This window comes from Streptomyces sp. NPDC002698 (assembly GCF_042888945.1).
Lineage (GTDB): Bacteria > Actinomycetota > Actinomycetes > Streptomycetales > Streptomycetaceae > Streptomyces.
This window is the reverse complement of the sequence record NZ_JBIAQM010000012.1, coordinates 181,781-204,349: the sequence shown is the minus strand read 5'-3', so window position 1 is coordinate 204,349 and position 22,569 is coordinate 181,781. Positions and strand designations below refer to the sequence as shown.

Sequence of the window (22,569 nt, the reverse complement as noted above, 5' to 3'; positions counted from 1 at the left end):
CACCTTTTATCGTATGGATACATGCTGTGATCCTGGAACAACTCATGGTGACCGTCCCCACGAACCAGGAGAGCTCAAATGATTCTGTCCATGTCCGGCGTCGTCCTTCTCGGCATCATCGTCTTCCTCTTCTTCAAGAAGGACGGACTGAAGGCGTCGCACGCCTTCGTGGCCGCGCTCTTCGGCTTCTACCTCGCGAGCACGGCCATCGCGCCGAGCATCAAGGCCGGCGGGGAGAGCCTGGCGGGCCTCCTCGGCGGGATCAAGTTCTGACGACGTCCCCACCTCGTACGCACCTCCAGGAGACAGCAGTGGCCCGGCGCCCTCTCCCCCGCATCCTCAGCAACGGCACCGCACAGATCGCCAAGAGCCGGGAGCTGGCCCGGACGGCAGCCGACAGCGCCACCGATGTCCTCCATCCGCTGATCACGGTGACCCGTGGACTGCGCCGGCTGGCAGCCGCCGGACGGCGCAAGTGGGCCGCCACCCCCAAGGACCGTCGCGGGCCGCTGCTGTTCCTGGCGGCCTCGGTGGTCCTGATCGTGGCCCTGGTGCCGTACGGACCTCTGCTCGCCGTCATCACTCTGATGGCGGCGGCGGCCTGGGCCGGTCGCGAGCGCACCCCACCGCCCGCGACCGGCCCGGACGAGGCGCAGACCGAACGCCTCCAGTGCCTCTACGACGCGCTCGTCCCGTACTTCTCCGCGGCCGACGACCCCGCTCCCCTGTACGCCCACGGCGGCGACTGGGAGAAGGCCTTCACCGCGTACGACTTCGACGACGACGGACGGATCTCCCGTCTGCTCGTCCACTACCCCGCGTACTTCACGGACGGCGAACCGGACTCCCGCGCCCGCATCGAGCAGCTCCTGCACGCCAAGTCGGGCCGCGGCCGTGAGTACCACTTCGACTGGGACGAGGAGGGCAACGAACTCACCGTCACGGTCCTCGCGCCCCTGCCCACCGACATCGCCGCCCAGCGCTTCGTCACCGCGCCCGGCGAGACGGTCCTCGGATTCACCGATCCGGCCGACGTCCAGCGCACGCTCCCCCTCACCCACGGCGAGGAGCGGCGCGACGTTCCGCCGGTCGTCTGGCGCACGGGCGCGCGCTCCACCGAGCCGCACCTGCTGATCACGGGCGAACCGGGCGCCGGCACGACCACCCTCCTGCGCTCCATCGCCCTGCAGGCCCTCCAGCACGGCGATGTCGTCGTCGTCGACGGCGGAGGCACCGGCGAGTACGCGTGCCTGACCGGGCGGGAGGGCGTCCTGGCCGTCGAGTGCTCGACCGGCGGGGCACTCGCCAGCCTCGAGTGGGCGGCGCACGAGACCGAGCGGCGGCTGATCGCCGCGAACCGCGCCCGCCAGGCGGGGCATCCCGCCCCCGACGACATCAGGAACCCGCTGTGGATCCTGCTGGACCGGCCCAGCGCGCTCGGCCATCTGGCCGCCGCCGACGGGCGCGAGGATCCCCAGTCGCTGCTCCAGGTCCCGCTGCGGCACGGCCGCGCGGCGAACGTCACGGTCGTGGTCGCCGAGCACTTCGAGAACCTCGACTTCCTCAGCGACGCGGTACGTCGGCACACCCGCGCGCGCGTGGTACTCGGCACCGCCTCGGCCGCTCGGCTGGAAGCGGTCCTGGACGCGCCCCCGCACACCACGCCGACCCGGGACGTGCCCCCCGGCCGCGGCTACGCGCGCCTGGGCACCGGCCCCGTCCTGCGCCTCCAGGTCCCCGCCACACCGGACCCGTACGACGACGCCACGAGCGAGGCGCAGCGGCGGGCGGTGCTCGCCCTGCTGCCGGAGCGCACGACACCGGCGGACGCGGAAAAGGCGCCCTCCGAGGTCGCCGGGGTCGCCGGGGTCGCGGTGGCCGAGGGGTAAAAGTGAGGCACCGGCTCCGAGGTCCACGCGTGCGGGCGGGGCCGGAAACCCAGGCGGTTTCCGGCCCCGCCCGCATCTGTTCCCCACCCGAACGCTCCCCGGCGTCCACGCTCGCGGATGCCGTCACGGACGCGGCGCCCGGGACTCGACTCCTGACTCCGCCCCGGGGGGGGTTCCGCTCCCGAGGGTTCCGCTCCCCGGCCGCCCGTACGGCTACGCCACGAACGTCCGGGGCCCCTCGTCCCCTCCGCTCGCGCCGGTCTCCACCAGCCGGGCCGCCGCCGCCAGCCGCGTCGCCGCCTCGTCCGCGACCGCGCCGCCCACCGTGAACGGCAGCCGCACGTATCCCTCGAAGGCGCCGTCCACGCCGAACCGGGGCCCCGAGGGCACCCGCACACCCACGCGCTCGCCGACCTCGGCCAGCCGCGACCCGGACAGACCGCCCGTACGCACCCACAGGGTGAGACCGCCACGCGGGACGGAGAACTCCCACCGGGGCAGCTCCCTTCGGACGGCCGCGACGAGGGCGTCGCGGTTCTCACGGGCCTGGCCGCGCCGGATGTCGACGGCCTCCTCCCAACCCCCCGTGCTCAGCAGCCAGTTCACCGCGAGCTGTTCCAGTACGGGAGTGCCGAGGTCGGCGTAGGCGCGGGCGGCGACCAGGCTGCGGATGACGTCGGGCGCGGCCCGCACCCAGCCGATCCGCATGCCCGCCCAGAAGGCCTTGCTGGCCGAACCCACGGTGATCACGGTCGAGCCCGCCGGATCGAAGCCGCACACGGGGCGCGGCATCTCCAGATCGTCGTCCAGGTGCAGTTCGCTCATCGTCTCGTCGACGACGAGGACCGTGCCGGCCGAGCGCGCCGCGTCCACGAGCCCGCGCCGCTGGTCCTCGCCGGCGAGCGCGCCGGTGGGGTTGTGGAAGTCCGCGACGACGTACGCGAGCCGGGGCGCGGCGTCGCGCAGGACCTGGCGCCAGCGGTCCATGTCCCAGCCGGCCAGCCCCTCGGCCATCGCGACGGGCACCAGCCGGGCACCGGCCTCCCTCATCAGCTGGAGGATGTTGGCGTAGGAGGGGGACTCGACGGCGATGCGTTCGCCGCGGCCCGCGAAGAGATGACAGATCGCGTCGATCGCGCCCATCGCCCCGGTGGTCACCATGATCTGTTCGGGCATGGTGGGGATACCGCGCGCCGTGTACCGCTCGGCGAGCATGGCGCGCAGCGCGGGGAGGCCGGCGGGGTAGTCGCCGTGCGTGTGCGCGTACGGGGGCAGTTCCTCCAGGGCGCCCTGGACGGCGCGGGTCAGCCACGGCTCCGGCGCGGGCAGCGCCGCGCAGCCGAGGTCGATCATCGAACCGAGGGTCTCGGGAGGAAGGGGTTCCAGACCGCGCGCGGGCAGCGGATTCCCGGCGGGGACCGCGGTCCAGCTCCCGGCTCCGCGGCGCGACTCCAGGAAACCCTCCGCGCGCAGCGCCTCGTAGGCCGCGGCGACGGTCGTACGGCTGACGGACAGGGCCAGCGCCAGTTCCCGCTCGGCGGGCAGCCGCGCGGCGACCGGTACCCGCCCTTCGAGTACGAGCAGCCTGACACCGTCGGCGAGCGCGCGATACGCGGGCGGACGACGGGTGCCCGGGCCCGCGGGGCGCTCCTGCTGGGAATTGAGGAGCCGGGCGAGTTGCGCGGCCCCCACCGCCGAAGTCCACTGCGCCATGATTCCAGTCCACCTTCCCCGAATTGGCCATGGTTGAAGCCACTTCTCAAGCCACAGAGTGTCATGCGCCAGGCCACTACCACCACCGGGGGGCATCCCTTGTCCACACGCTCCGAGTCCGCACCCGCCGAGACTCCCGGGTCCGGGCGGCTCCCCCGCCGTCTCGTCCAGCTCTACGCCGGGCTCGCCCTGTACGGCGCGAGCTCGGCGCTCCTCGTGGAGGCGGGTCTCGGCCTCGAACCGTGGGGCGTGCTGCACCAGGGCCTCGCCGAGCTGACCGGTCTGACGATCGGTGTCGTGTCGATCATCGTGGGGGCCGCGGTGCTGCTCCTGTGGATCCCGCTGCGCCAGCGGCCCGGCCTCGGCACCGTCTCCAACGTCTTCATGGTCGGCCTGGCCATGGACGGCACCCTGGCGCTGGTCCCGGACGCCCACTCCCTGGCCCTGCGGATTCCGCTGCTGGTCGCGGGCGTCGCGCTGAACGGCGTGGCCACGGGCCTGTACATCTCGGCCAGCTTCGGTCCGGGTCCCCGCGACGGCCTGATGACGGGACTGCACCGCCGTACGGGCCGCTCCGTCCGCCTGGTGCGCACGGTCCTCGAAGTGGCCGTCGTCGCGACGGGCTTCGCGCTCGGCGGCACGGTCGGAGCCGGCACGGTGCTCTACGCCGTCGCCATCGGACCCCTGGCCCAGCTCTTCCTGAAGGTGTTCGCCGCCCGTCCGGCACCACTCCGCAGTGCCGTTGTCGCCCCAGGTCAACCCGAGCGCGCCATACTGCCCGGGTGAGCACGCGCACTCTTCACCCCTACCTCGACCACCCCGGTCCGATCCCCTTCGCCCACCGCGGCGGGTCAGCGGACGGCCTGGAGAACACCCTCACGCAGTTCCGGCGGGCGGTGAACACCGGATACCGCTACATCGAGACCGACGTGCACGCCACGGCGGACGGCAGGCTGGTCGCCTTCCACGACACGACCCTCGACCGGGTGACCGACGGCGCGGGCCGGATCGCGGACCTCCCCTGGGCCGACGTGAGCCAGGCGCGCGTGGCGGGCAAGGAACCGGTTCCCCTCTTCGAGGACCTGCTCGAAGAGTTTCCCGAGACGCGCTGGAACGTCGACGTCAAGGCCGAACCCGCGCTCGTCCCGCTGCTCGACCTGATCGGCCGCACCGACGCCTGGGACCGCGTCTGTGTCGGTTCGTTCTCCGAGGCCCGCGTGACCCGTGCCCAGCATCTGGCCGGGCCGCGCCTGGCGACCTCGTTCGGCACCCGGGGAGTGCTCAACCTGCGGCTGCGCTCGTGGGGCGTGCCCGCGGCGGTGCGCCGCTCGGCGGTCGCGGCCCAGGTCCCCGAGACGCAGTCGGGCGTGCCGGTGGTCGACCGCCGCTTCGTACGGGCGGCCCACGCGCGCGGGCTCCAGGTGCACGTGTGGACCGTGAACGAATCGGAACGCATGCACCGGCTCCTGGACCTGGGAGTCGATGGCATCATGACCGATCACATCGACACACTGCGCAAGGTCCTGGAAGACCGGGGCACCTGGTTCTGAGCCTCCTCGCGCGGTCCGTTCACGGAGAAGCGAGGGCGCGGGTGAGCACGGACACCGTGCGGGCGGGGGCGGCCGAGGAGGCCGCGGAGCGCCGGCGAGAACAGCGCGGCTGGTACTTCTACGACTGGGCCTGCTCCGTCTACTCGACGAGCGTGCTCACCGTGTTCCTGGGCCCCTATCTGACGGCGGTGGCCAAGCACGCGGCGGACGCGGACGGGTTCGTCCACCCGCTGGGGGTACCGGTCCGCGCCGGCTCCTTCTTCGCGTACGCGGTCTCCGCCTCGGTGATCGTGTCGATCGTCGTGATGCCGATGGCCGGCGCCGCCGCCGACCGCACGGGCCGCAAGAAGCCGCTGCTCGCGACGGCGGCCTACCTGGGCGCCGGAGCCACCACGGGCATGTTCTTCCTGGACGGCGACCGCTATCTGCTGGGCGGACTGCTGCTGATCGTCGCGAACGCCTCGCTGGCCGTGTCGATGGTGCTGTACAACTCCTACCTCCCGCAGATCGCCCCGCCCGAGGAACGCGACGCCGTCTCCTCCCGGGGCTGGGCCTTCGGGTACGCGGCGGGTGCCGTGGTCCTGGTCGCGAACCTGGCCCTCTTCACGGCCCATGACAGTTTCGGCGTGTCCGAGTCGACGGCCGTGCGCATCTGCCTGGCCTCGGCGGGCGTCTGGTGGGGCGCCTTCACGCTCATCCCCCTGAAGCGGCTGCGCGACCGCCGTACCGCCTCCTCCGGACAGGCGTCCGCACACGGATGGCGGCAGCTGGCCGCCACGGTGCGCGACATGCGCCGCCAGCCGCTCACGCTCTCCTTCCTGCTCGCCTACCTCATCTACAACGACGGCATCCAGACCGTCATCTCGCAGGCCTCGGTCTACGGCTCCGAGGAGCTGGGCCTCAGTCAGTCGACCCTGATCACAGCCGTACTCCTGGTCCAGGTGCTCGCGGTCGGGGGCGCGCTGGGCATGGGCCGGCTGGCCCGCACGTACGGCGCCAAACGCACCATCCTGGGCTCACTCGTCGCCTGGACGCTCACCCTCGCCGCCGGGTACTTCCTGCCCGCCGGCGCGCCCGTGTGGTTCTTCGTCCTCGCCTCGGGCATCGGACTGGTCCTGGGCGGCAGCCAGGCGCTGTCGCGCTCCCTGTTCTCGCACCTCGTGCCGAGCGGCAAGGAGGCCGAGTACTTCTCCGCGTACGAGATGAGCGACCGCGGGATGAGCTGGCTCGGCCCGCTGCTGTTCGGACTGACCTACCAGCTGACGGGAAGTTATCGGGACGCGATCATCTCGCTCGTGGTCTTCTTCGTCATCGGCTTCGTCCTGCTCGCGCGGGTGCCGGTGCGCCGGGCGGTGCGGGACGCGGGCAATCCCGTACCCGAGAGGATTTAGCGCCGGGGGCCAAAGAGCGGTAGTGTACGCGTTTGGCCTGCCTGCCGTACCGTTACTGCGCGTCAATGATACTGAAGCGTTGGGTGACATCTGATGCCAGATGTGACAAACCGGGCGACGGTGGGTACAACAAGGGGCGGCTACGACGGCGACGCATGACCCACAACGGGAATCTTTACCGCCGACCGGACGTTGACCGGATGACGACGACAGCGACACCTGTCCTGTGGGCGACAAGCCCGGGAGGCACGATTCATGAGTGAGCGAGCTCTTCGCGGCACACGCCTCGTAGTGACCAGCTATGAGACGGACCGCGGCATCGACCTGGCCCCGCGCCAGGCCGTGGAGTACGCATGCGAGAAGGGGCACCGCTTTGAGATGCCCTTCTCGGTGGAGGCCGAAATTCCGCCGGAGTGGGAGTGCAAGGTCTGCGGGGCCCAGGCACTTCTCGTCGACGGCGACGGCCCTGAGGAGAAGAAGGCGAAGCCCGCGCGCACGCACTGGGACATGCTGATGGAGCGGCGCACTCGCGAGGAGCTCGAAGAGGTCCTCGAGGAGCGCCTGGCCGTTCTTCGCTCCGGCGCGATGAACATCGCGGTGCATCCGCGGGACAGCCGCAAGTCCGCCTGACCCCTTCGAGGGTCGAGCGGCATACACCGCACGCCGAGACCGCGAGCACCGTACTTCGGGTACGGGGCTCGCGGTCTCGTGCGTTCCGGCTCATTCGGTACGTCATGGGTCCGGGCCCGAAGCCGAGGGCCCGGGGTCCGGCGGTGTGGTCCCCGGGGCCGGGGCGGCGGACCGCGTGTCGGCTAGCGGTTCAGGGGCGGGTAGGTGCCGCCGGGCTCGCGCGGGGTGTCGTCCCTGATGACCTCGCCCTGGACCACCTTGCCGTCCGGGCGGTGCATACGGGCCTGCTGAAAGGCGTCGCCGACGGTGCCGGGCGCGGCCAGCCGCATCTTGCGCTCGAAGGCGCGCTGCGCGAAGCGGCTGACGCCCTTCTGGACCGGCGGGACCAGCAGGAGCAGTCCGATCGCGTCGGAGATCAGGCCCGGGATCATCAGGAGCAGGCCGCCGAGCATCGTCAGGCCGTTGCCCCGGCCGCTGTCGCCGCCCGTCGGCGTGACACCGCCCTGCGCCTGTTGCAGCGTCTGGGAGAGATTCCGGAAGGCACGGCGGCCGGCCCGCTTGATGACCACGGCGCCGAGGACGAACCCGGCGACCAGCAGCAGGAACACCACGAAACCGCTCGTGGCACGCGCGACGAGCGTCAGCAGCCAGATCTCCAGCACCAGCCACACCGCGACACCGAGCGGCAGGAAGGTGCGCAGCCGCGAACGCTGCGGGCGGGTGGGGGTCGAAACGCCTGTCGTCATGCTCCCAGTGTGCCTGGGCGCGCCTCAATTCGGGATAAGCGGACGCTCAACCGCGTCGGCGGACGCCGGTCCCCGTCCCGGTGGCACCGCGCCCGCCCCCTGACTGCCGGCCGGCCGCCGCTCGCCGCGCCCCTCGGGCGTCGGCGCGGCTCACGGGCCCGTCGTGTCGCCCGGACCGACCGGTGAGCCCCGCCTGGTGCCCGGACCGTGTCAGGACTGCTTGCGGCGGGCGGTGATCCGGCCGACCCGCTCGCCCACACCCCAGGTGGTGACGCGCCACAGCGCCTCCACGAGGATGTCGCGGCTCATCTTGGAATCGCCCAGTTCACGCTCGACGAAGGTGATCGGGACCTCGACCACGTGGTAGCCCGCCTTCACCGCGCGGCGGGCCAGATCGACCTGGAAGCAGTAGCCCTGGGAGGCGACCTCACCGAGGCCGAGGCCTTCGAGGGTCTCGCGGCGGAAGGCGCGGTAGCCGCCGGTCACGTCCCGGATCGGCACGTCGAGCAGGACACGGGAGTACAGGCTGCCGCCGCGCGAGATGAACTCGCGGGACTTGGGCCAGTTCACCACGCGGCCGCCGGGCACCCAGCGCGAGCCGAGGACGAGGTCGGCGCCCTTGAGCGCGGTCAGCAGGCGGGGAAGTTCCTCCGGCTGGTGCGACCCGTCGGCGTCCATCTCGATGAGTACGCCGTACCCGTGCTCCAGACCCCAGCGGAACCCCGCGAGGTAGGCGGCGCCGAGCCCTTCCTTGCCCTTGCGGTGGAGGACCTGGACGTTCTCGTCGTCGGCGGCCAGCTCGTCGGCGAGCTTGCCCGTGCCGTCGGGGCTGTTGTCGTCCGCCACCAGAACGTGCGCCTCGGGCACGGCGGATCGCACCCGGCCGACGATCTTCTTGATGTTCTCCGCCTCGTTATAGGTCGGAATGATCACCAAGGCCGTGCCGAGCGGGCCGAACCGCCTCCCCTGGGCTTCCGCCGCGAGGGTCCCGTCGCCGTCGTTCACTGCTGCCCCTTCGTATCCGTACGCAGGGCTCCACCATAGTGCGCCCAGCCTGCGCCATTGCGTCGCGGCGGCCCTACAGGGGTGTCGATTCGCCAAGAGGCGGGTAAGAGCGGACGCGCCGGAGCGGAAATCGCGTCCTTCGGATCGGGGCCCGGCGCCCTTCGGGCCGGCCTGGGACCCGCTGGCTGCGGATCGACCGAAAGCCGTTGTCTACTGGACGTCCGGGCCCCACCCGGGTCGCACCTGCCGACGTGTCGGAACGTTCCCTCGCCTCGCGGCGCCGACGCTGGGCCTGGCTTCCCAGTGGCGGTGCGCCGGTGCGGCGCACCACCCCTGACCCAGCGGCGCCGCGAGGCCGTGCGGAGTTCCCCGGTCGGCCGTCCGGTGGTGGACCCGGCCGAACCTACCCGCCTCCCTCGGCAGGCTGTCAACACTGGCTTGATCTGCACCTTTTCCGACAAAGCCCAGGTCAACGCCGAGGATGCGCAGGTCGAACGACGGGGTGCCGGGCCCTGGAAGAGCACCGGGCACCCCGGGACATCACTCGTTGGGGCGTACGAATACCGTCCGTCCGCCGACCACGGTGCGCAGGCAGACGGGCAGGTCGCCGCCAGGGGTCAGATCCGGGAGTCCGGGTGTGCCGGAGCGAGGGTCGGTGGACCAGCGCGCGACCCGGTCGTCGGGGGCCTGCACCACGAGATGGCCGGTGCGCCACACGGCGTAGTCCGCGGGCGCGCCGGGCACCAGGACGCCCGCGTCGTCGCGTCCGACGGCCCGCCAGCCGCCCCGCGTGTGGGCCGTGAAGGCGGCCCGCACGGACACCCGGTGCTCGGGCGTGCGGTGGAAGGCCGCCGCCCGCACGGTGCCCCACGGGTCGAGCGGGGTCACGGGGCTGTCGGACCCGAAGGCCAGCGGCACACCGGCGCGCAGCAGGGCCGCGAACGGGTTGAGCGTCCGGGCCCGCTCGGCCCCGAGCCGCTGGGCGTACATGCCGTCCTCGCCGCCCCACAGCGCGTCGAAGGCGGGCTGCACGGAGGCGGTGAGGCCGAGTTCGGCGAAGCCCGCGACGGTCTCCGGGGTGAGCATCTCGGCGTGCTCGACGCGGTGCCGGGCGGCGCGCACACGGGCCAGGCCGACCTTCTCGGCGGCGGCGCGGACGCCCTCGGTCACCGAGGCCACGGCGGCGTCCCCGATGGCGTGGAAGCCCGCCTGGAGGCCCGCCTCGGTGCAGGCGACCACATGGGCCGCGACGGCGTCGGCGTCGAGGTGGACGAGGCCCGTGTGGTCCGCGTCGAGGTACGGCTCGTGCAGACAGGCGGTGTGCGAGCCGAGGGAGCCGTCGACGAACAGGTCGCCGGCCGCTCCGATCGCGCCGAGGGCCTGTGCCTTCTCGACATCGCGGTCGGCCCAGTAGCCGACGACCCTCGGTCCCGGTTCCTCGGCGGCGAGCCGCAGCAGTCCGGTGAAGTCGTCCTCGGAGGAGATCTCGGGGCCCGCGCACTCGTGCACGGAGCCGATGCCGAGCGAGGCGGCGTGGGCGAGCGCGGCGCGCTGGGCCGCGGTGCGCTGCGCGCCGCCGATCGCGCCGAGCGCCGCCGCGCGCACGGCGTGGTGGGCGTCACGGGTCAGGGGACCGTCGGGCACGTACCCGGCGAACGCCGTGACGCCGGGGACCAGGTCCAGGAGGGCGGTGGTGGCGACCGCGGAGTGCACGTCGATGCGGGAGAGGTACAGCGGACGTCCGCCGGTCGCGGCGTCGAGTTCGGTGCGGGCCGGGGGGCGTCCGCCGGGCCAGCGGGCCGCGTCCCAGCCGTGGCCGAGCAGTACCCGGTCGGCCGGACGGGCGGCGGCGAAATCACGGACGAGGGCGAGCGCCGCGTCCAAGGACGGCGCGTCGGACAGGTCGAGGCCGGTGAGGGCCAGTCCGGTGGCGGTGGTGTGCACGTGCGCGTCGGTGAACGCCGGGGTCACCAGGGCGCCTTCGAGGTCGACGACCTCGTCGACGCCGTCGGCGAAGGCGTCGGCCGCGCCTTCCGAACCGACCCAGGCGACTTGCCCCCGTTCCACGACCATGGCGGTGGCGAAGGGGTCGGCGGGGCTGTGGACTTCTCCACCGCGCAGCAGCACGGTGTCCGACGGGGCGGTGCTCTCACTCATGGGAACAGTCTCGCGCCTGCGGGAGGCCGGTCGTCGCCCGGGTGGGGCCGACACGGCGTGGCGGCCGGGTGCGCCCGTCCGTCCGGAGGGATCCGCGTGATCGCGCGTCCGGTCCCGGCGGTCCCTCAGATGCGGGGCGGGCGGGATTCGTACGGAGTCGACAGGACGACGGTGGTACGCGTCGACACACCGGCGAGCGCCCGCAGCCGCCCGAGGAGTTCCTCGAGTTCGTGCGGGGTCGAGACACGCACCTTGAGGATGTAGTTCTCGTCGCCCGCAACACTGTGGCAGGCCTCGATCTCCGGGACGCCCGCGAGGCGTTCGGCGATGTCGTCGGGGGCGCTGGGGTCGAACGGCTTCACCGAGATGAAGGCGGTCAGGGACAGCCCGACGGCCTCCGGGTCCACGACCGCGCCATAGCCCCGGATGACGCCGCGCTGCTCGAGACGGCGCACCCGCTGGTGCACGGCGGACGTGGACAGGCCCGTGGCCTTGCCCAGGTCGGTGTAACTCATCCGCCCGTCTGCGACGAGCAGCTGCACGATCTGTCGGTCCAGCTCCTCCATGGCGCAAGAACCTACAGGGCGGCCGATCCCCCCGGATACCTCAGCGGCGCAGGTCATACCCGCTTTGTGATGTGGACGGGCGTCGATCGCGCGTCATCCGGCCGCCAAGTTCCGCGGGGCGCCGGGCACCTGCGGACGGCATGTGACGAACGACACATGAATGCAACCGGGTCGGCGATGTTCACGTGATTACCTCGGAGACCGGACGGGAAGTGCTTGCTGTGGTCGAGGTCGCAGCGCCTTGTCGGCCCACCCGAGGGGGAGAATCCCATGCAGAGTCTTAAGCGCCCTGGTCGTACCGCACCCAAGCGGCAGCAGGCCGTTCTCGAACCCGAGCCGGAGGGCGTCGAATCCGACGACCTGGACGGTGACGAGTTCGACGCGTACGACACGTTCGAGATGTACCGGGTGATCTGCCCGGACTGCGCGCAGCCCATCGCGCTGCTCGCGGACGAGGAGGTCCTGCCGGAGCACGCCCTGTGCGCCTCCCCGTGGAACCCGTTCGGGCTCACCGTCTGTTCGGGCACGGGCCGCGCGGCCGCCGAGGCGCGGTCCGCGGACGACTCCGCGGAACCCCAGCAGCAGGACACCGCCCTCCTGTTGACGCTCCCTCAGGGGCTGGACTGGCGCACGCAGCCGTTCTCCCACGTGGGCGGTCCGGGCTCGGTCCCCATGCGGGTCTCCGAGATGCGGCGCGCGGCCTGACCGCTCCGCACGTTCAGCGGGTGCCGCCCGCTTCGTCCCAGCAGCTGCCCTGCACCATGGCCCGCAGGCCGCCGTGGTGCAGGATCAGTGTGTCCGGATCCGGGGGACGCCCACCTCGCCGAAGCGCACCTGGCGGCAGGCGACGCGCGGCATGACGATCGTCTGCCGCACGTCGCCCGGCAGGACGCGCCCCGGGCGCAGCGGAATCGACGACGCGCCGGACGCGGGCGCCGGACGCCTGCCGGGGCCGGACGCCTGCCGGGGGCCGGACAGCGCGCTTCCGCGGGGCCCTCGCAGGGGTCCCGCCGCGAACACACACCCGATTCCACGCGCGGGTGACCTGTCCGCCCGCCCGCACGTTGCCCCGGCATGAGCCCCACACCTTCCGCGACCGGGCGCCGCCGCCGGATCCTCGTCCCGGCTCCGGCGGAATCGGTTCACTGGGTACCGCCGCCACCGCCACCCCCACCGGCTCAGGATCCGCCCATCTACCGCGCCCTGATGCGCGCCTGGGCCGATCGCGGCCGCACACTGCCGGGCCACCACGACCCCGAGTGGGCGCGCCTGTCGGCGCCGTCGGTGATGTACGGGTACGGGCGGTTCGGCGCGCTCACGGAACCGCGGGGGGAGGAGCGCTTCACCCCGGGCCGGGAACCGCGCGGCGACGGCCGGTTCGACGCGTCCCGGGATCCGCGGAACGAGTTCGGCATGAGCGCGGACCCGCGCGGCGATCTCAGCCCGTCCCGGGACCCACGGGGTGCCGTGCGATGACCATGCGCTGGATCCGGTTGGCGCCCTCGACGATCTGAAGCGCCTTCGCCTCGCACAGGTACCGCTCGGCCGGGAAGTCGGCGGTGCACCCGTACCCGCCCAGGACCTGGACGGCGTCCGTGGTGACCTTCATCGCCCCGTCCGCGCACAGCAGTTTCGCCATCGCCGGCGCGTGGCAGGCCAGGGTGTGGACGCTGACGCCGAGACCCACGGTGAGGCGGGCCATGGCGAGTTCCTCGAGGACCTGGAGGTGGACCTCGTACGGCCGGCCGCCGCCACCGTGGGCGACGTCGTACGGCAGTCCGAGCAGTCCGGACTCCGAGAGCAGTCCGAAGAGCTCGCGCGGAAGGCGCCCGGCGTCCTCCTCCTCGGCCGCGTCCGGGGCGATCTCGCGGCGCGCCACGTCACGGACGAGCGCGATCAGGTCCCGGGCCTCGTCCGTGGGCGGCTGACGGTCCACCGGCCGCGGGGCGGGATCGGGCACGGCGACGTTCCTCCCCGGTCGGGCACATCGGCGTCGCTCCCCCGGGAGCGACGGCGCCGGGTCTCGCCCGGCCCCGCCGATACTCCCGGTCCCGGTCGTGGAACCCGGCGAACGGCGGCCGTGGCGCCGGGAGTACACCCGACAGGAGGACCATCCGCTCATCCGCTCGGATGCCGGCCGGTCGTCGGCCGGTCACCGAGGAGACCTGTCGATTGGTCCAAACCATTGACAGGGTGGTCTAGTCCTCATAGTGTTCCGTCAGTCGTCCCGCCGGGCGTCGGGCGGGGCCGCGTACGCGGGATCGAGTTCTTCGACGGCACGCATCGCGCCCCCCAGCATCTTCACCAGCAGTTCGCGCATGGTGTCGCGCGGCAGCACCGGGTGGCCGATCCAGTCGAGGGTGGCCCCCTCCACGCTGTGCAGCCAGCCGAGCAGGGCTATGCGGGGCAGCGGTCCGACCCTGCCCCTGCCGTACGCCCCCTCGGCGATCGTCGCGACGATCGCCTCGCGCACCCCGTCGCGGATCGCCTGCACTTCGGCGTCGAAGCCCACGCCGCCCGCGATGATCGTGCGGTACGCGGCCTGGTTGTGCTCGGCATAGCGGAGATAGCCGTCGATCGTGCGCTGGACCCGCTCCACCGGAGGGAGATCCCGACCGTCGGCGGCCCGGGAGACCAGATCCGCGACCGAGTCCTCGACGATGGCGAGGTAATAGCCGCGCTTGGACTTGAAGTAGTAGTAGATCAGCCCCTTGGCGACATGAGCCTGCCGTGCGATGTCGTCCATCGACAGGGCGTCGTACGACGTGTCGGCGAACAACTTCCGCCCGATGGCGATGAGTTCGGCGCGGCGCGCCAGTGAGCGGTCGGTGCCCCGCGCTCGGGGGCGGTCGATCTCACGCTGTTGACTATTATTCAATTCCGGCCCTGGTCTCCAACTGCCGACGGAACATCCGCAGTATGGCAGAACCGTGCCGACCGTCATCCGGGGGCGATCGCCGCCCTGGCCGTCATGCGGGGCGGCGCGCCGTGGGCCCCTGGCGCCGGCGCCGTCTCAGAGCAGACCGAGCCGTGTCACCAGCATCGCCACCACCACCACGAAGACCCAGCCCAGGACGTGTTCGAGGATCTTCGGGCCGTTGTCCTCGGGGCCTCCGGTACGGGTGCGGAGACGAGGGGCGGTGGCGGAACTCGCGGTCATGGCATCTCGCTGACGTAGTGGTGCGGTGACGTCCCCCGCCTCCTGCCGGCTCCCCACCGACCCGACCACCTTGCCACCGGAGCCGCCGTCACCGGTAGAGACCCAGGTCACCTCCGCCGGTCCGGCGGCTCCCGATCCCGCCGGATTCCACCCGTCGGGCCCGTGTGTGCGTCTCGTCACACCGCGCCCTGGACGGGGGGGGGGGGGGGGGGGGGGGGGGGGGGGGGGGGGGGCGGGGGCGGGGCGGGGGGCCCCCCCCCCCCCCCCCCCCCCCCCCCCCCCCCCGCCCCGCGGCGGGCTTCGGAACGACTCCGGCCGCCCACGGGCGGGGGTCCGGGCAAGCCCGGGCCCGCCCGGCGGGGCCGCGCCTCACATCAGCGGATGCCCACCGCCGCGAGCGCCTTGCGCTGACGCGGAGAGGGATGTGCCGGGAAGTACAGGTAGCAGACCCCGCCGGTACCGGAGACGACCTTCCCGGAGGCGTTGTAGCGCTTGGTCCGCAGCCAGATGTTCTCCCACTCGGAGCGCTTGTAGATCCTGCGCACCGCGTCGTCGCCGGGCGACGCCGGGTCGTTGGCGATCACGTCGCCGTCCGCGGTGAACCCTATGACCGTCATGAGGTGGCCCGAGGTGCCGTAACCCGCGCCCGTGAGCTCGGTCTTGAGGAACGACTGGGACGTTATGGCCGGGATGCCGGCGGCGATCAGCGTCTCCAGGTCGGTGAGCGAGCCGAGCCGGGTCACCACGCCCTGGAGGTCCTTGTACGTGGCCGCGTAGGCGGCGTTGAAGGGCCAGTTGCCGCATCCGGCGTACTGGTAGTCGTAGGTGGAGCGGGCCGCGAGGCACACCTGTGGGTCGGTGTACGTCGGGTCGACCCAGGCGAGTTGCTCGGCGGTCGGCCTGCGCCCCCAGTACTCGATGATCATCTGCGAGGAGGTGGGGCTGCACCAGGCCTCGCCGCCGTTGTCGTACTCGGGGTACTGACCGGCGTGGATCTCCTGCGAGTAGCGCGGGACGTTCAGCTCCCGGGCCAGGCCCGGGACCGAGGCGGGGACGGTGAAGCGGTCCGGGACGTCGGAGCCCATCGCGCCGAGGCGCCACACGGTGGGCGTGATCCTGGAACCCGGGGTGCGGTAGAGGGTCAGGCGCAGCCGGTACGAGACGAGGCGCAGCCCGGAGGCGGCGTCGTCGATGGAGAAGGTGTCCGTCCAGATCGTGCTGCGGCCGTCGGTCTGGTCGTCCACGGAGGTGCGCCTGATGTCCTGGTCGCCGGAGGCCCAGCGGCCCATCACGTACCAGGGCGTGTCCGTGCCGTCGGAGTAGGTGCCGGTCAGCTCGACCTGGAGCCAGGTGCCGGCCGGGGTGTGCGCGTTCCAGGAGGCGATGACCTCCGTGGAGGGGACGGCGAGCCGGTGGAGCGGCGAGGTCCAGGTCGCGTACTCCCAGGCGGCGGTCCTGCCGGTGTGCGGGTCGGTGTAGTCCGTCGTGCCGGCCGGGGCCGCGATCACCAGCCCGGGGCGGACGCCCGGCACGGCCCGCGCGCCGTGCGCGCCGCCCGCGCGCCAGTCGCTGTACGAGGTCCAGGCGCGGTTGTCGACAAGGCGGCCGGGCGCTCCGGTCCGGCGGGCCGGAGCTGCGGCGGCCGGCGGGCCCACGGCCCCCACCGTCGCCGCGGCCACCGCGGCGGCCAGGACGATTCTGCGGGACGGCTGTTCGGCTCTGCTCATCGGTGGAGAACCCCCAGGTGTCCGGAACGGGCGGGCCCAATGCTCTGTCGTGCGCCAACTATGGACGCCGGAGGGTGACTTCTGCCAGCACTTCGGCCCGTGCCACGCCCACCAATATTGGTCGGGACCACTGGCATGACCTGGGGCGCCCCGACCCCGTCCCCCGGCCCGGCGGGTGCCGGGCCGGGGGACGGGCGGTCAGACGAGGTCCATGGCGGCGACCTCGTCGGGGCGGCCGTAGCTGACGGGGCCCTGGAAGCGGCGGCGTGCCGTGGCGAACCACCACACCGTCGCGACGATCAGCACCACGGCCAGGGCGATCGAGGCGTAGTTGAAGTTGTCCCCGGTGATCGGTGAGCCCTGGGGCAGCATGAAGAGCACGCTGCTGGCGAGGATCCAGGTCACGGCCACCCAGCCGACGGGCTTGCTCCAGCGGCCCAGGTTCCAGGGGCCGGGCTGGAACTCGTCGCCGAGCCGCAGCCGCAGGAAGACCGGGACGGCGTAGGCGAGGAAGAGCCCGACCACGTTGACGCTGACGATGGCCGTGAACGCGGTGTGCGACCACCACCCGGGCAGGACGAGGACCAGGGAGCAGGCGACCGCCAGCCAGACGGCCTTGACGGGTGTACGGGTGCGCGGCGAGACGGAGTGCCACCAGCGGGAGCCCGGCATCGCGCCGTCCCGGGAGAAGGCGAAGATCTGCCGGGTGTTGCTGGTCAGGTTGGCCAGCCCGCAGAACAGCATGGAGCCGATCACCACGAGCAGGATGGCCTTAGCCATGCCCATGCCAAGCCCATCGATGAGGATCTGCACGGGCGGCGCCGACGATCCGGCGACCCGGTCATAATCGTGAATGCTGTACACAAGGGCAAGCATCAGGATGAGCCCGGCGATCGCCGAATAGGCGATCGAACGGGTGATCCCCTTTGGCGCGTTGACCGTGGCCCGCACCGTTTCCTCGGACATGTGGAAGCTGCCGTCGAAGCCCGTGAAGGTCCAGCTGGTGACCAGCAGACCGAGCATCCCTCCGTAAATCCCGTTCGTGAAACCGGTGTTGTTCGCGAAATGCGTGACGAACGAGGCCGACTGGTGGCTGTCGGGCATCACGGTGAGTGTGCTCACGATCACGACGAGCCCGACCAGCAGCCACCACACGGAGATCCGGTTGAGCACGGCGACGAGCTGGACGGTGTAGGTATTGGCCAAACCCTGGAGCACGATGATCACCGCGGTGATCAGGACCGTCTGCTGGGCGGTCGGCTCGTACGAGTCCCACTGCAGGGCGACGAACGCCTGGATGAAGGTGGCGGCCGCGTATCCGGTGGCGGCCGTGCCTCCCACCTGACCCACGAAATTCAGCCACCCCGTGTACCAGGACCAGGCGCCCTTGTGCCGCTTGGCGAGCTTGCCGGCGGAGAAATAGAGCGCCCCGCTCGTCGGATAGGCGGAGGCGACTTCCGCCATCGCGGCACCGATGAAGAGCACCATCACGGAGACGCCGATCCAGCCGAACACGAGAACGCGAGGGCCGCCGGCGTTCAATCCGAAACCGAAGGACGAGAAAATACCCGAAATAATGTTGATGATCGTGAAGGATATCGCGAAGTTGTCGAATGCCTGGAATCGACGGGTGAGCTTTCTCGGATATCCCATCGCGTGAAGCGTGGCATCGTCGTCGAAGGCGGCGGAATTCTTTCCGGCGTCGGTTCTCCGACTCGGGGCCGATATTCGTTCCGACACGGCTGACCTTTCTCTCGGGGGTCGATGAGGACATCGGGGAGGGCCGCCGGTCAGCCGGCCCCCGGCACGGGCAGGCCGCAGGCGCGGCGGGCGCGGGAGAGCTGCTCCTCGGGTTCGCCGAACACGCTCCACGGCATCCGGCAGGCGTACGGCCCCATCGCCATGAACACCGCGCGGGCCTCGAACTCGCGCTGCGCCATGAAGAGCGCGTGCGCCAGATACGCCAGGTCGAGCACCGGCGTGAAGCGGTATCCGGACACCTCCGGCAGCCAGTTCTGGTAGATCGCGAGCGCCGTGGAACGCCACTGCGGCTGCTCCCAGGTGCGGTCGACCAGCAACTGCGTGGGGTTGTAGCTCTCCACCAGGGCCACCAGCGGCAGCAGCCGAAGGGGCGAGGAGGCGGGGGCGCGCTGGCTCAGGAAGGCGGCGACGTCCCAGGCGGCGTTCACGGAACCGCCGTAGCGCGTGAAGAAGAAGGCCAGGAACCGGTGATGGCCCTCACGGTTCCAGGGGTCGAGGCGCAGGACGTGCGAGAACAGGCGCCAGGGGCCGAGAGGCTGGGTCAGCAGCCCCTGCGGGGCCGGGTCGCGCAGGTCGTGCAGCCGGGCCATGGACAGCCGGGCGACCCAGGGCGTGGGATCGGCGCGGTCCATCACCGCGGCCCGGTCGCAGGCGGTCAGCGCTATGCGTTCCAGCGCCTCGGCCCGGTCGTCCTTGGCGTCGGCCGCGCGCAACGCCCGCAGCACGGCCACGCGGGCCCACATCAGGGCGGCCTCGGGGGTCTGTTCCTCCGCCAGCCAGCGTTCGGTGAGATCGGAGTCGGCGGCCTCGGAGGCGAGGACCAGGGATCGATGGGCCCGTAATCCGTAGTCGGAGCGGGTCTCCCTCAGAGCTTCGTGGGCGCTCAGATAGCGGCCGGCCCTGATGTCCGTGCAGACGCTCGCGAGTCTGCGGTCGTCGGCCGCCGGATGCCACACATACTGCCCCTCGAATAACCCCGCGGCCATCTTCCCCAGTCCGTCCCCGTACGACGCTTGCGTTCCCCGACAGGAACCCTACTCAGCATCCACGAGTACCGGAACGCCCTATCCGAAATACCTGGTTCCGCGGGGCCGGGAATTTTCGGAGCGGGCTCTCGAAGTTCTTGAGGATTGTTCAATGAATGGTTCAACACGGCACCATCCTGAACCCATGGATCCGCTGTGGAGGGCGCCTCGATAGAATGTCCCGCAGGACCGTGCCGACCTCGCACCTCACCCCGGGAAAACCCATTCACGACCTCGCCTCACGACTGCGCCGGCTGCCGCCCTCCTGCGGGCCCGTCCGCCTCGTCGGCGTGGACGGTCACGCCGGCTCCGGAAAGACCACGTTCGCCGGGGGACTGGCGACGGCGCTGGGCGGCGCGCCCGTCCTGCACCTCGACGACATCGCCACCCACGAGGAGCTCTTCGGCTGGACCGAGCGCCTGCTGAGCGGGGTGATCGAGCCGTTCGGGCGCGGCGAGCCGGCGCGCTACGCCCCCTACGACTGGACGACCCGGGAGTTCGGACCGGTGTGCGAGCTGCCGGCCGCGCCCGTGGTGCTCCTGGAGGGCGTCGGCGCGGGACGCCGTGCGCTGCGGCCGTGGCTCGCGCGACTGCTGTGGATGGAGTTGCCCCACGAGCAGGCCTGGGCGCGGGGACGGCGACGGGACGGGGAGGCGCAGAGCGAGTTCTGGGACGGATGGGTCCGCGCCGAGCGCCGGCACTTCGCCGAGGACCCCACGCGACCGTTCGCGGACCATGTGGTGCGGCAGTGTCCAGAGGGATACGAGGTGCTGCCGGGGTCTGTTGGGACGGCTGGACCGGACCAGTTCATCACGCACCGTGATGGACCATCCGCAGCGTGCTGAAGTCGTGAAGACCCACTCCGGAGAAGTTGCCTCAGTGCCCCAACTCTGCTTGACCAGGGGGCCGTACAGGTCTTACGTTCTGAAGCAGCGGCCCTTCGGGAGCCGCCCGCAGTCGCGAAGCCCCCGGTTGTTCCCCCGTGATCGGGGGCTTCGTTCTGCCCACACCCTCTCTTTCCGGACGCCCCACGGCGTGATTCGCTCACCCTGGGTCACCGTTCGCAGTGCGCCCCATATGCTCCCACCTCGTGGAACGGGCCGTGCGGCACCCTTCGGCAGGCCCGTCCACCGCAGGTACGATGCCTCTCGGTGCGACTTTCGGACGGTTGCTGTGCCGCACCGCTTCAACTCCCGTCCGCAGCACAGTCGTTCGACCAGAGCTGCCGACGGGCACCGGCCCGGCGGCAAGGGGATGTCCTGATCCGCGAGGCACTCCCCGACCATCGGGGGCACGGTTTGTGGGGGACGTGATGGACTTCGGCACGCAGGGCCCCGAGGCCCCGGCCGACCTCGCCTGGCTGCGGGGTGTGGACGCCTACACGATGGGCGCCTACCCGCAGGCGGAGGAGGAGTTCCGCGCCGCGGTCCGTATGGACCCCGGTATGGCGGACGGCTGGCTCGGGCTGCACGCGCTACGGGTGGACACGACGACCGCGCTGCTGCGGATGTTCCGGCACCGGGACCGCTTCGGCGAGCAGCGCTCCCGCCACCGGCGCACCCTCAACTCCTGGTACTGGCTGGGCTGGTGGGTCCAGCCGGTGCTGGAGAGTCCGCGCGATCTGCTGCTCGCGCACGCCTCGCACTGGCTCGACGGGCGTCATGTCCCCGAACTGGACCGGGCGTTGGCCGGACTTCCGCCGGTCGACGCGGACCACCAGGTCCGGTTCCTGCACGCGTGCCGCGCCTATCTGGTCAAGGACTGGGAACAGCTGGTGCGGCACACCGATCCGCTGATCAACGATGCCCTGCTCGGCATCGAGGCCGGACTGTTCGGCGGCATGGCGCGGGTCCGGCTGGAGATGTACGGACAGGCCGAGCCGCTGCTGTCGTCCGCGCTGATGCGCTGCCGCAGCGAACAGCCGCAGCGCAAGGAACTGCGGTACTGGCTGGCCCGCGCCCACGAGGGCACCGGACGGTCCGCCGCCGCACTGCCCCTGTACCGGGCGGTGCACCGGGTCGACCCCTCCTTCATGGACACCTCGGCCCGGCTCGCCGCCATCGCCGAGGGGGACGGGTACGACGACGCCGCCGCCGACCTCGCGGCGATCACGCTCGCCGGGATCGGGCAGGACGTGCTGGAGGGCCCGGACGGCATGGACGCGCTGTTCGGCACCGAGGGGCGCGACCTGAGGCTCCCGGACGCCGATCCGTCGCCGCCCGGCGGGCTGCCGCCCCAGACCGACGGCTTCCGGGAGAAGGCCGTGATCCCGGTGCAGCCGATGCCGCCGGGCCCGACCGACCCCGCCCTGCTCGACGAGGCGCTCGCCGAACTGGAGCGCATGGTGGGCCTGGAACCGGTGAAACGTCAGGTCAAGGCGCTGTCGGCGCAGCTGAACATGGCCAGGCTGCGCACCGGGCAGGGTCTGCCGGTGCAGCCGCCGAAACGGCACTTCGTCTTCTCCGGCCCCTCCGGCACCGGCAAGACCACGGTGGCGCGCATCCTCGGCCGGGTGTTCTACGCGCTCGGGCTGCTCGGCGGGGACCATCTGGTCGAGGCCCAGCGAGCCGACCTGGTCGGCGAGTACCTCGGCCAGACCGCCGTGAAGGCCAACGAGCTCATCGACTCGGCGATCGGCGGCGTCCTGTTCGTGGACGAGGCGTACTCCCTGTCCAACTCCGGCTACGGCAAGGGCGACGCGTACGGCGACGAGGCCCTTCAGGTGCTGCTGAAGCGGGCCGAGGACAACCGGGACCACCTGGTCGTCATCCTCGCCGGCTACCCCGAGGGCATGGACCGGCTGCTCGCCGCCAACCCCGGCCTGTCCTCGCGCTTCACCAGCCGCGTGGACTTCCCCTCCTACCGCCCCCTCGAACTGACCTCCATCGGCGAGGTGCTGGCCGCCGAGAACGGCGACATCTGGGACGAGGAGGCGCTGGACGAGCTTCGTTCGATCGCCGGACACGTCGTCGACCAGGGCTGGATCGACGAGCTCGGCAACGGCCGCTTCCTGCGCACCCTGTACGAGAAGAGCTGCGCCTACCGCGATCTGCGGCTGTCGGGATACCCCGGCACACCGTCGCGCGACGACCTGTCGACGCTGCGTCTGCCCGACCTCATGCAGGCCTACGGGGAGGTCCTCTCGGGCCGGGGCCCGCAGGATCCGTCGGCGATGTGAGAAGGCCCCGGTCCCGCCGGGGCCGTACGACCGTCACGGGTCGCACGGCCCCCGGGAACCGGGGCCCACGC

21 protein-coding genes are annotated in these 22,569 nt (G+C 71.8%); 10 read left to right on the top strand and 11 right to left on the bottom strand.

All coding sequences use genetic code 11. The annotated features are described in order from the left end of the window. The first annotated feature begins 78 nt into the window (after positions 1–78). Together ACFYW9_RS19655 and ACFYW9_RS19650 are read left to right on the top strand one after the other, a co-directional pair. Complete coding sequence (locus ACFYW9_RS19655) at positions 79–273, top strand: hypothetical protein (protein ID WP_103549671.1); 195 nt, start codon at positions 79–81, stop codon at positions 271–273. A 38-nt stretch (positions 274–311) separates the two neighbouring features. Further along, positions 312–1,889: an ATP-binding protein gene (locus ACFYW9_RS19650; protein ID WP_389151629.1), complete on the top strand. Its 1,578-nt coding sequence runs from the start codon at positions 312–314 to the stop codon at positions 1,887–1,889. Between the two features lie 213 nt (positions 1,890–2,102). On the opposite strand, the gene ACFYW9_RS19645 is transcribed toward ACFYW9_RS19650, so the two are convergent. Further along, positions 2,103–3,602 (bottom strand): PLP-dependent aminotransferase family protein, encoded by a 1,500-nt coding sequence (locus ACFYW9_RS19645; protein WP_351862579.1) that lies wholly within the window; start codon positions 3,600–3,602, stop codon positions 2,103–2,105. Positions 3,603–3,665: 63 nt separating this feature from the next. Here ACFYW9_RS19645 and ACFYW9_RS19640 point away from each other — a divergent pair, with 63 nt between their 5' ends. The 4 genes from ACFYW9_RS19640 (at position 3,666) to ACFYW9_RS19625 (ending at position 7,173) form a co-directional block, all read left to right on the top strand. Further along, the gene (locus ACFYW9_RS19640; protein WP_351862578.1) at positions 3,666–4,388 is read left to right on the top strand and encodes a hypothetical protein; all 723 of its coding nucleotides are present in this window, start codon (positions 3,666–3,668) and stop codon (positions 4,386–4,388) included. Continuing rightward, a complete protein-coding gene (locus ACFYW9_RS19635) occupies positions 4,385–5,152 on the top strand; it encodes a glycerophosphodiester phosphodiesterase (protein WP_389151625.1) in 768 nt (255 codons plus the stop codon). The genes ACFYW9_RS19640 and ACFYW9_RS19635 overlap by 4 nt, the downstream gene beginning before the upstream one ends. 41 nt (positions 5,153–5,193) lie before the next feature. Further along, entirely contained in the window at positions 5,194–6,543 is a 1,350-nt protein-coding gene (locus ACFYW9_RS19630; protein WP_389151622.1) for an MFS transporter, read from the top strand. Between the two features lie 255 nt (positions 6,544–6,798). Next, positions 6,799–7,173: an RNA polymerase-binding protein RbpA gene (locus ACFYW9_RS19625; RefSeq protein ID WP_003977404.1), complete on the top strand. Its 375-nt coding sequence runs from the start codon at positions 6,799–6,801 to the stop codon at positions 7,171–7,173. A gap of 182 nt (positions 7,174–7,355) precedes the next feature. Here ACFYW9_RS19625 and fxsA read toward each other — a convergent pair whose 3' ends face one another. The 4 genes from fxsA to ACFYW9_RS19605 form a co-directional block, all read right to left on the bottom strand. Next, the gene (gene fxsA, locus ACFYW9_RS19620) at positions 7,356–7,919 is read right to left on the bottom strand and encodes an FxsA family membrane protein (protein WP_351862575.1); all 564 of its coding nucleotides are present in this window, start codon (positions 7,917–7,919) and stop codon (positions 7,356–7,358) included. Positions 7,920–8,129: 210 nt separating this feature from the next. Further along, positions 8,130–8,924 (bottom strand): polyprenol monophosphomannose synthase, encoded by a 795-nt coding sequence (locus ACFYW9_RS19615; protein WP_351862574.1) that lies wholly within the window; start codon positions 8,922–8,924, stop codon positions 8,130–8,132. A gap of 540 nt (positions 8,925–9,464) precedes the next feature. Next, positions 9,465–11,081, bottom strand: coding sequence for an amidohydrolase (locus tag ACFYW9_RS19610; protein ID WP_389151617.1), 1,617 nt, complete (start codon positions 11,079–11,081; stop codon positions 9,465–9,467). A 125-nt stretch (positions 11,082–11,206) separates the two neighbouring features. Then, positions 11,207–11,647 (bottom strand): Lrp/AsnC family transcriptional regulator, encoded by a 441-nt coding sequence (locus ACFYW9_RS19605; protein ID WP_351862572.1) that lies wholly within the window; start codon positions 11,645–11,647, stop codon positions 11,207–11,209. A gap of 270 nt (positions 11,648–11,917) precedes the next feature. On the opposite strand from ACFYW9_RS19605, the gene ACFYW9_RS19600 reads away from it, so the two are divergent. Together ACFYW9_RS19600 and ACFYW9_RS19595 are read left to right on the top strand one after the other, a co-directional pair. Beyond that, entirely contained in the window at positions 11,918–12,352 is a 435-nt protein-coding gene (locus ACFYW9_RS19600) for a hypothetical protein (RefSeq protein ID WP_389151613.1), read from the top strand. A 369-nt stretch (positions 12,353–12,721) separates the two neighbouring features. Further along, on the top strand, positions 12,722–13,123 hold the full coding sequence (locus tag ACFYW9_RS19595) for a hypothetical protein (RefSeq protein ID WP_389151610.1): 402 nt from the start codon (positions 12,722–12,724) through the stop codon (positions 13,121–13,123). Here the strand turns inward: ACFYW9_RS19595 and ACFYW9_RS19590 are convergent. The 6 genes from ACFYW9_RS19590 to ACFYW9_RS19565 form a co-directional block, all read right to left on the bottom strand. After that, positions 13,086–13,607: an acyl-CoA dehydrogenase family protein gene (locus ACFYW9_RS19590; RefSeq protein WP_389151607.1), complete on the bottom strand. Its 522-nt coding sequence runs from the start codon at positions 13,605–13,607 to the stop codon at positions 13,086–13,088. The genes ACFYW9_RS19595 and ACFYW9_RS19590 overlap by 38 nt on opposite strands. 258 nt (positions 13,608–13,865) lie before the next feature. Continuing rightward, positions 13,866–14,525, bottom strand: a complete 660-nt coding sequence (locus tag ACFYW9_RS19585; protein WP_351862570.1) for a TetR/AcrR family transcriptional regulator — start codon at positions 14,523–14,525, stop codon at positions 13,866–13,868. Between the two features lie 135 nt (positions 14,526–14,660). Next, positions 14,661–14,807: an SCO1431 family membrane protein gene (locus ACFYW9_RS19580; protein WP_351862569.1), complete on the bottom strand. Its 147-nt coding sequence runs from the start codon at positions 14,805–14,807 to the stop codon at positions 14,661–14,663. A gap of 374 nt (positions 14,808–15,181) precedes the next feature. Then, positions 15,182–16,534, bottom strand: coding sequence for a peptidase C39 family protein (locus ACFYW9_RS19575; protein ID WP_389151602.1), 1,353 nt, complete (start codon positions 16,532–16,534; stop codon positions 15,182–15,184). 198 nt (positions 16,535–16,732) lie between these two features. After that, entirely contained in the window at positions 16,733–18,274 is a 1,542-nt protein-coding gene (locus tag ACFYW9_RS19570; protein WP_389151599.1) for an amino acid permease, read from the bottom strand. A gap of 50 nt (positions 18,275–18,324) precedes the next feature. After that, entirely contained in the window at positions 18,325–19,281 is a 957-nt protein-coding gene (locus ACFYW9_RS19565; protein ID WP_389151596.1) for a hypothetical protein, read from the bottom strand. Positions 19,282–19,511: 230 nt separating this feature from the next. On the opposite strand from ACFYW9_RS19565, the gene ACFYW9_RS19560 reads away from it, so the two are divergent. Beyond that, on the top strand, positions 19,512–20,165 hold the full coding sequence (locus tag ACFYW9_RS19560; RefSeq protein ID WP_389151593.1) for a uridine kinase: 654 nt from the start codon (positions 19,512–19,514) through the stop codon (positions 20,163–20,165). Between the two features lie 467 nt (positions 20,166–20,632). Beyond that, positions 20,633–22,498: an AAA family ATPase gene (locus tag ACFYW9_RS19555; protein ID WP_351862564.1), complete on the top strand. Its 1,866-nt coding sequence runs from the start codon at positions 20,633–20,635 to the stop codon at positions 22,496–22,498. Positions 22,499–22,569 lie beyond the last annotated feature (71 nt).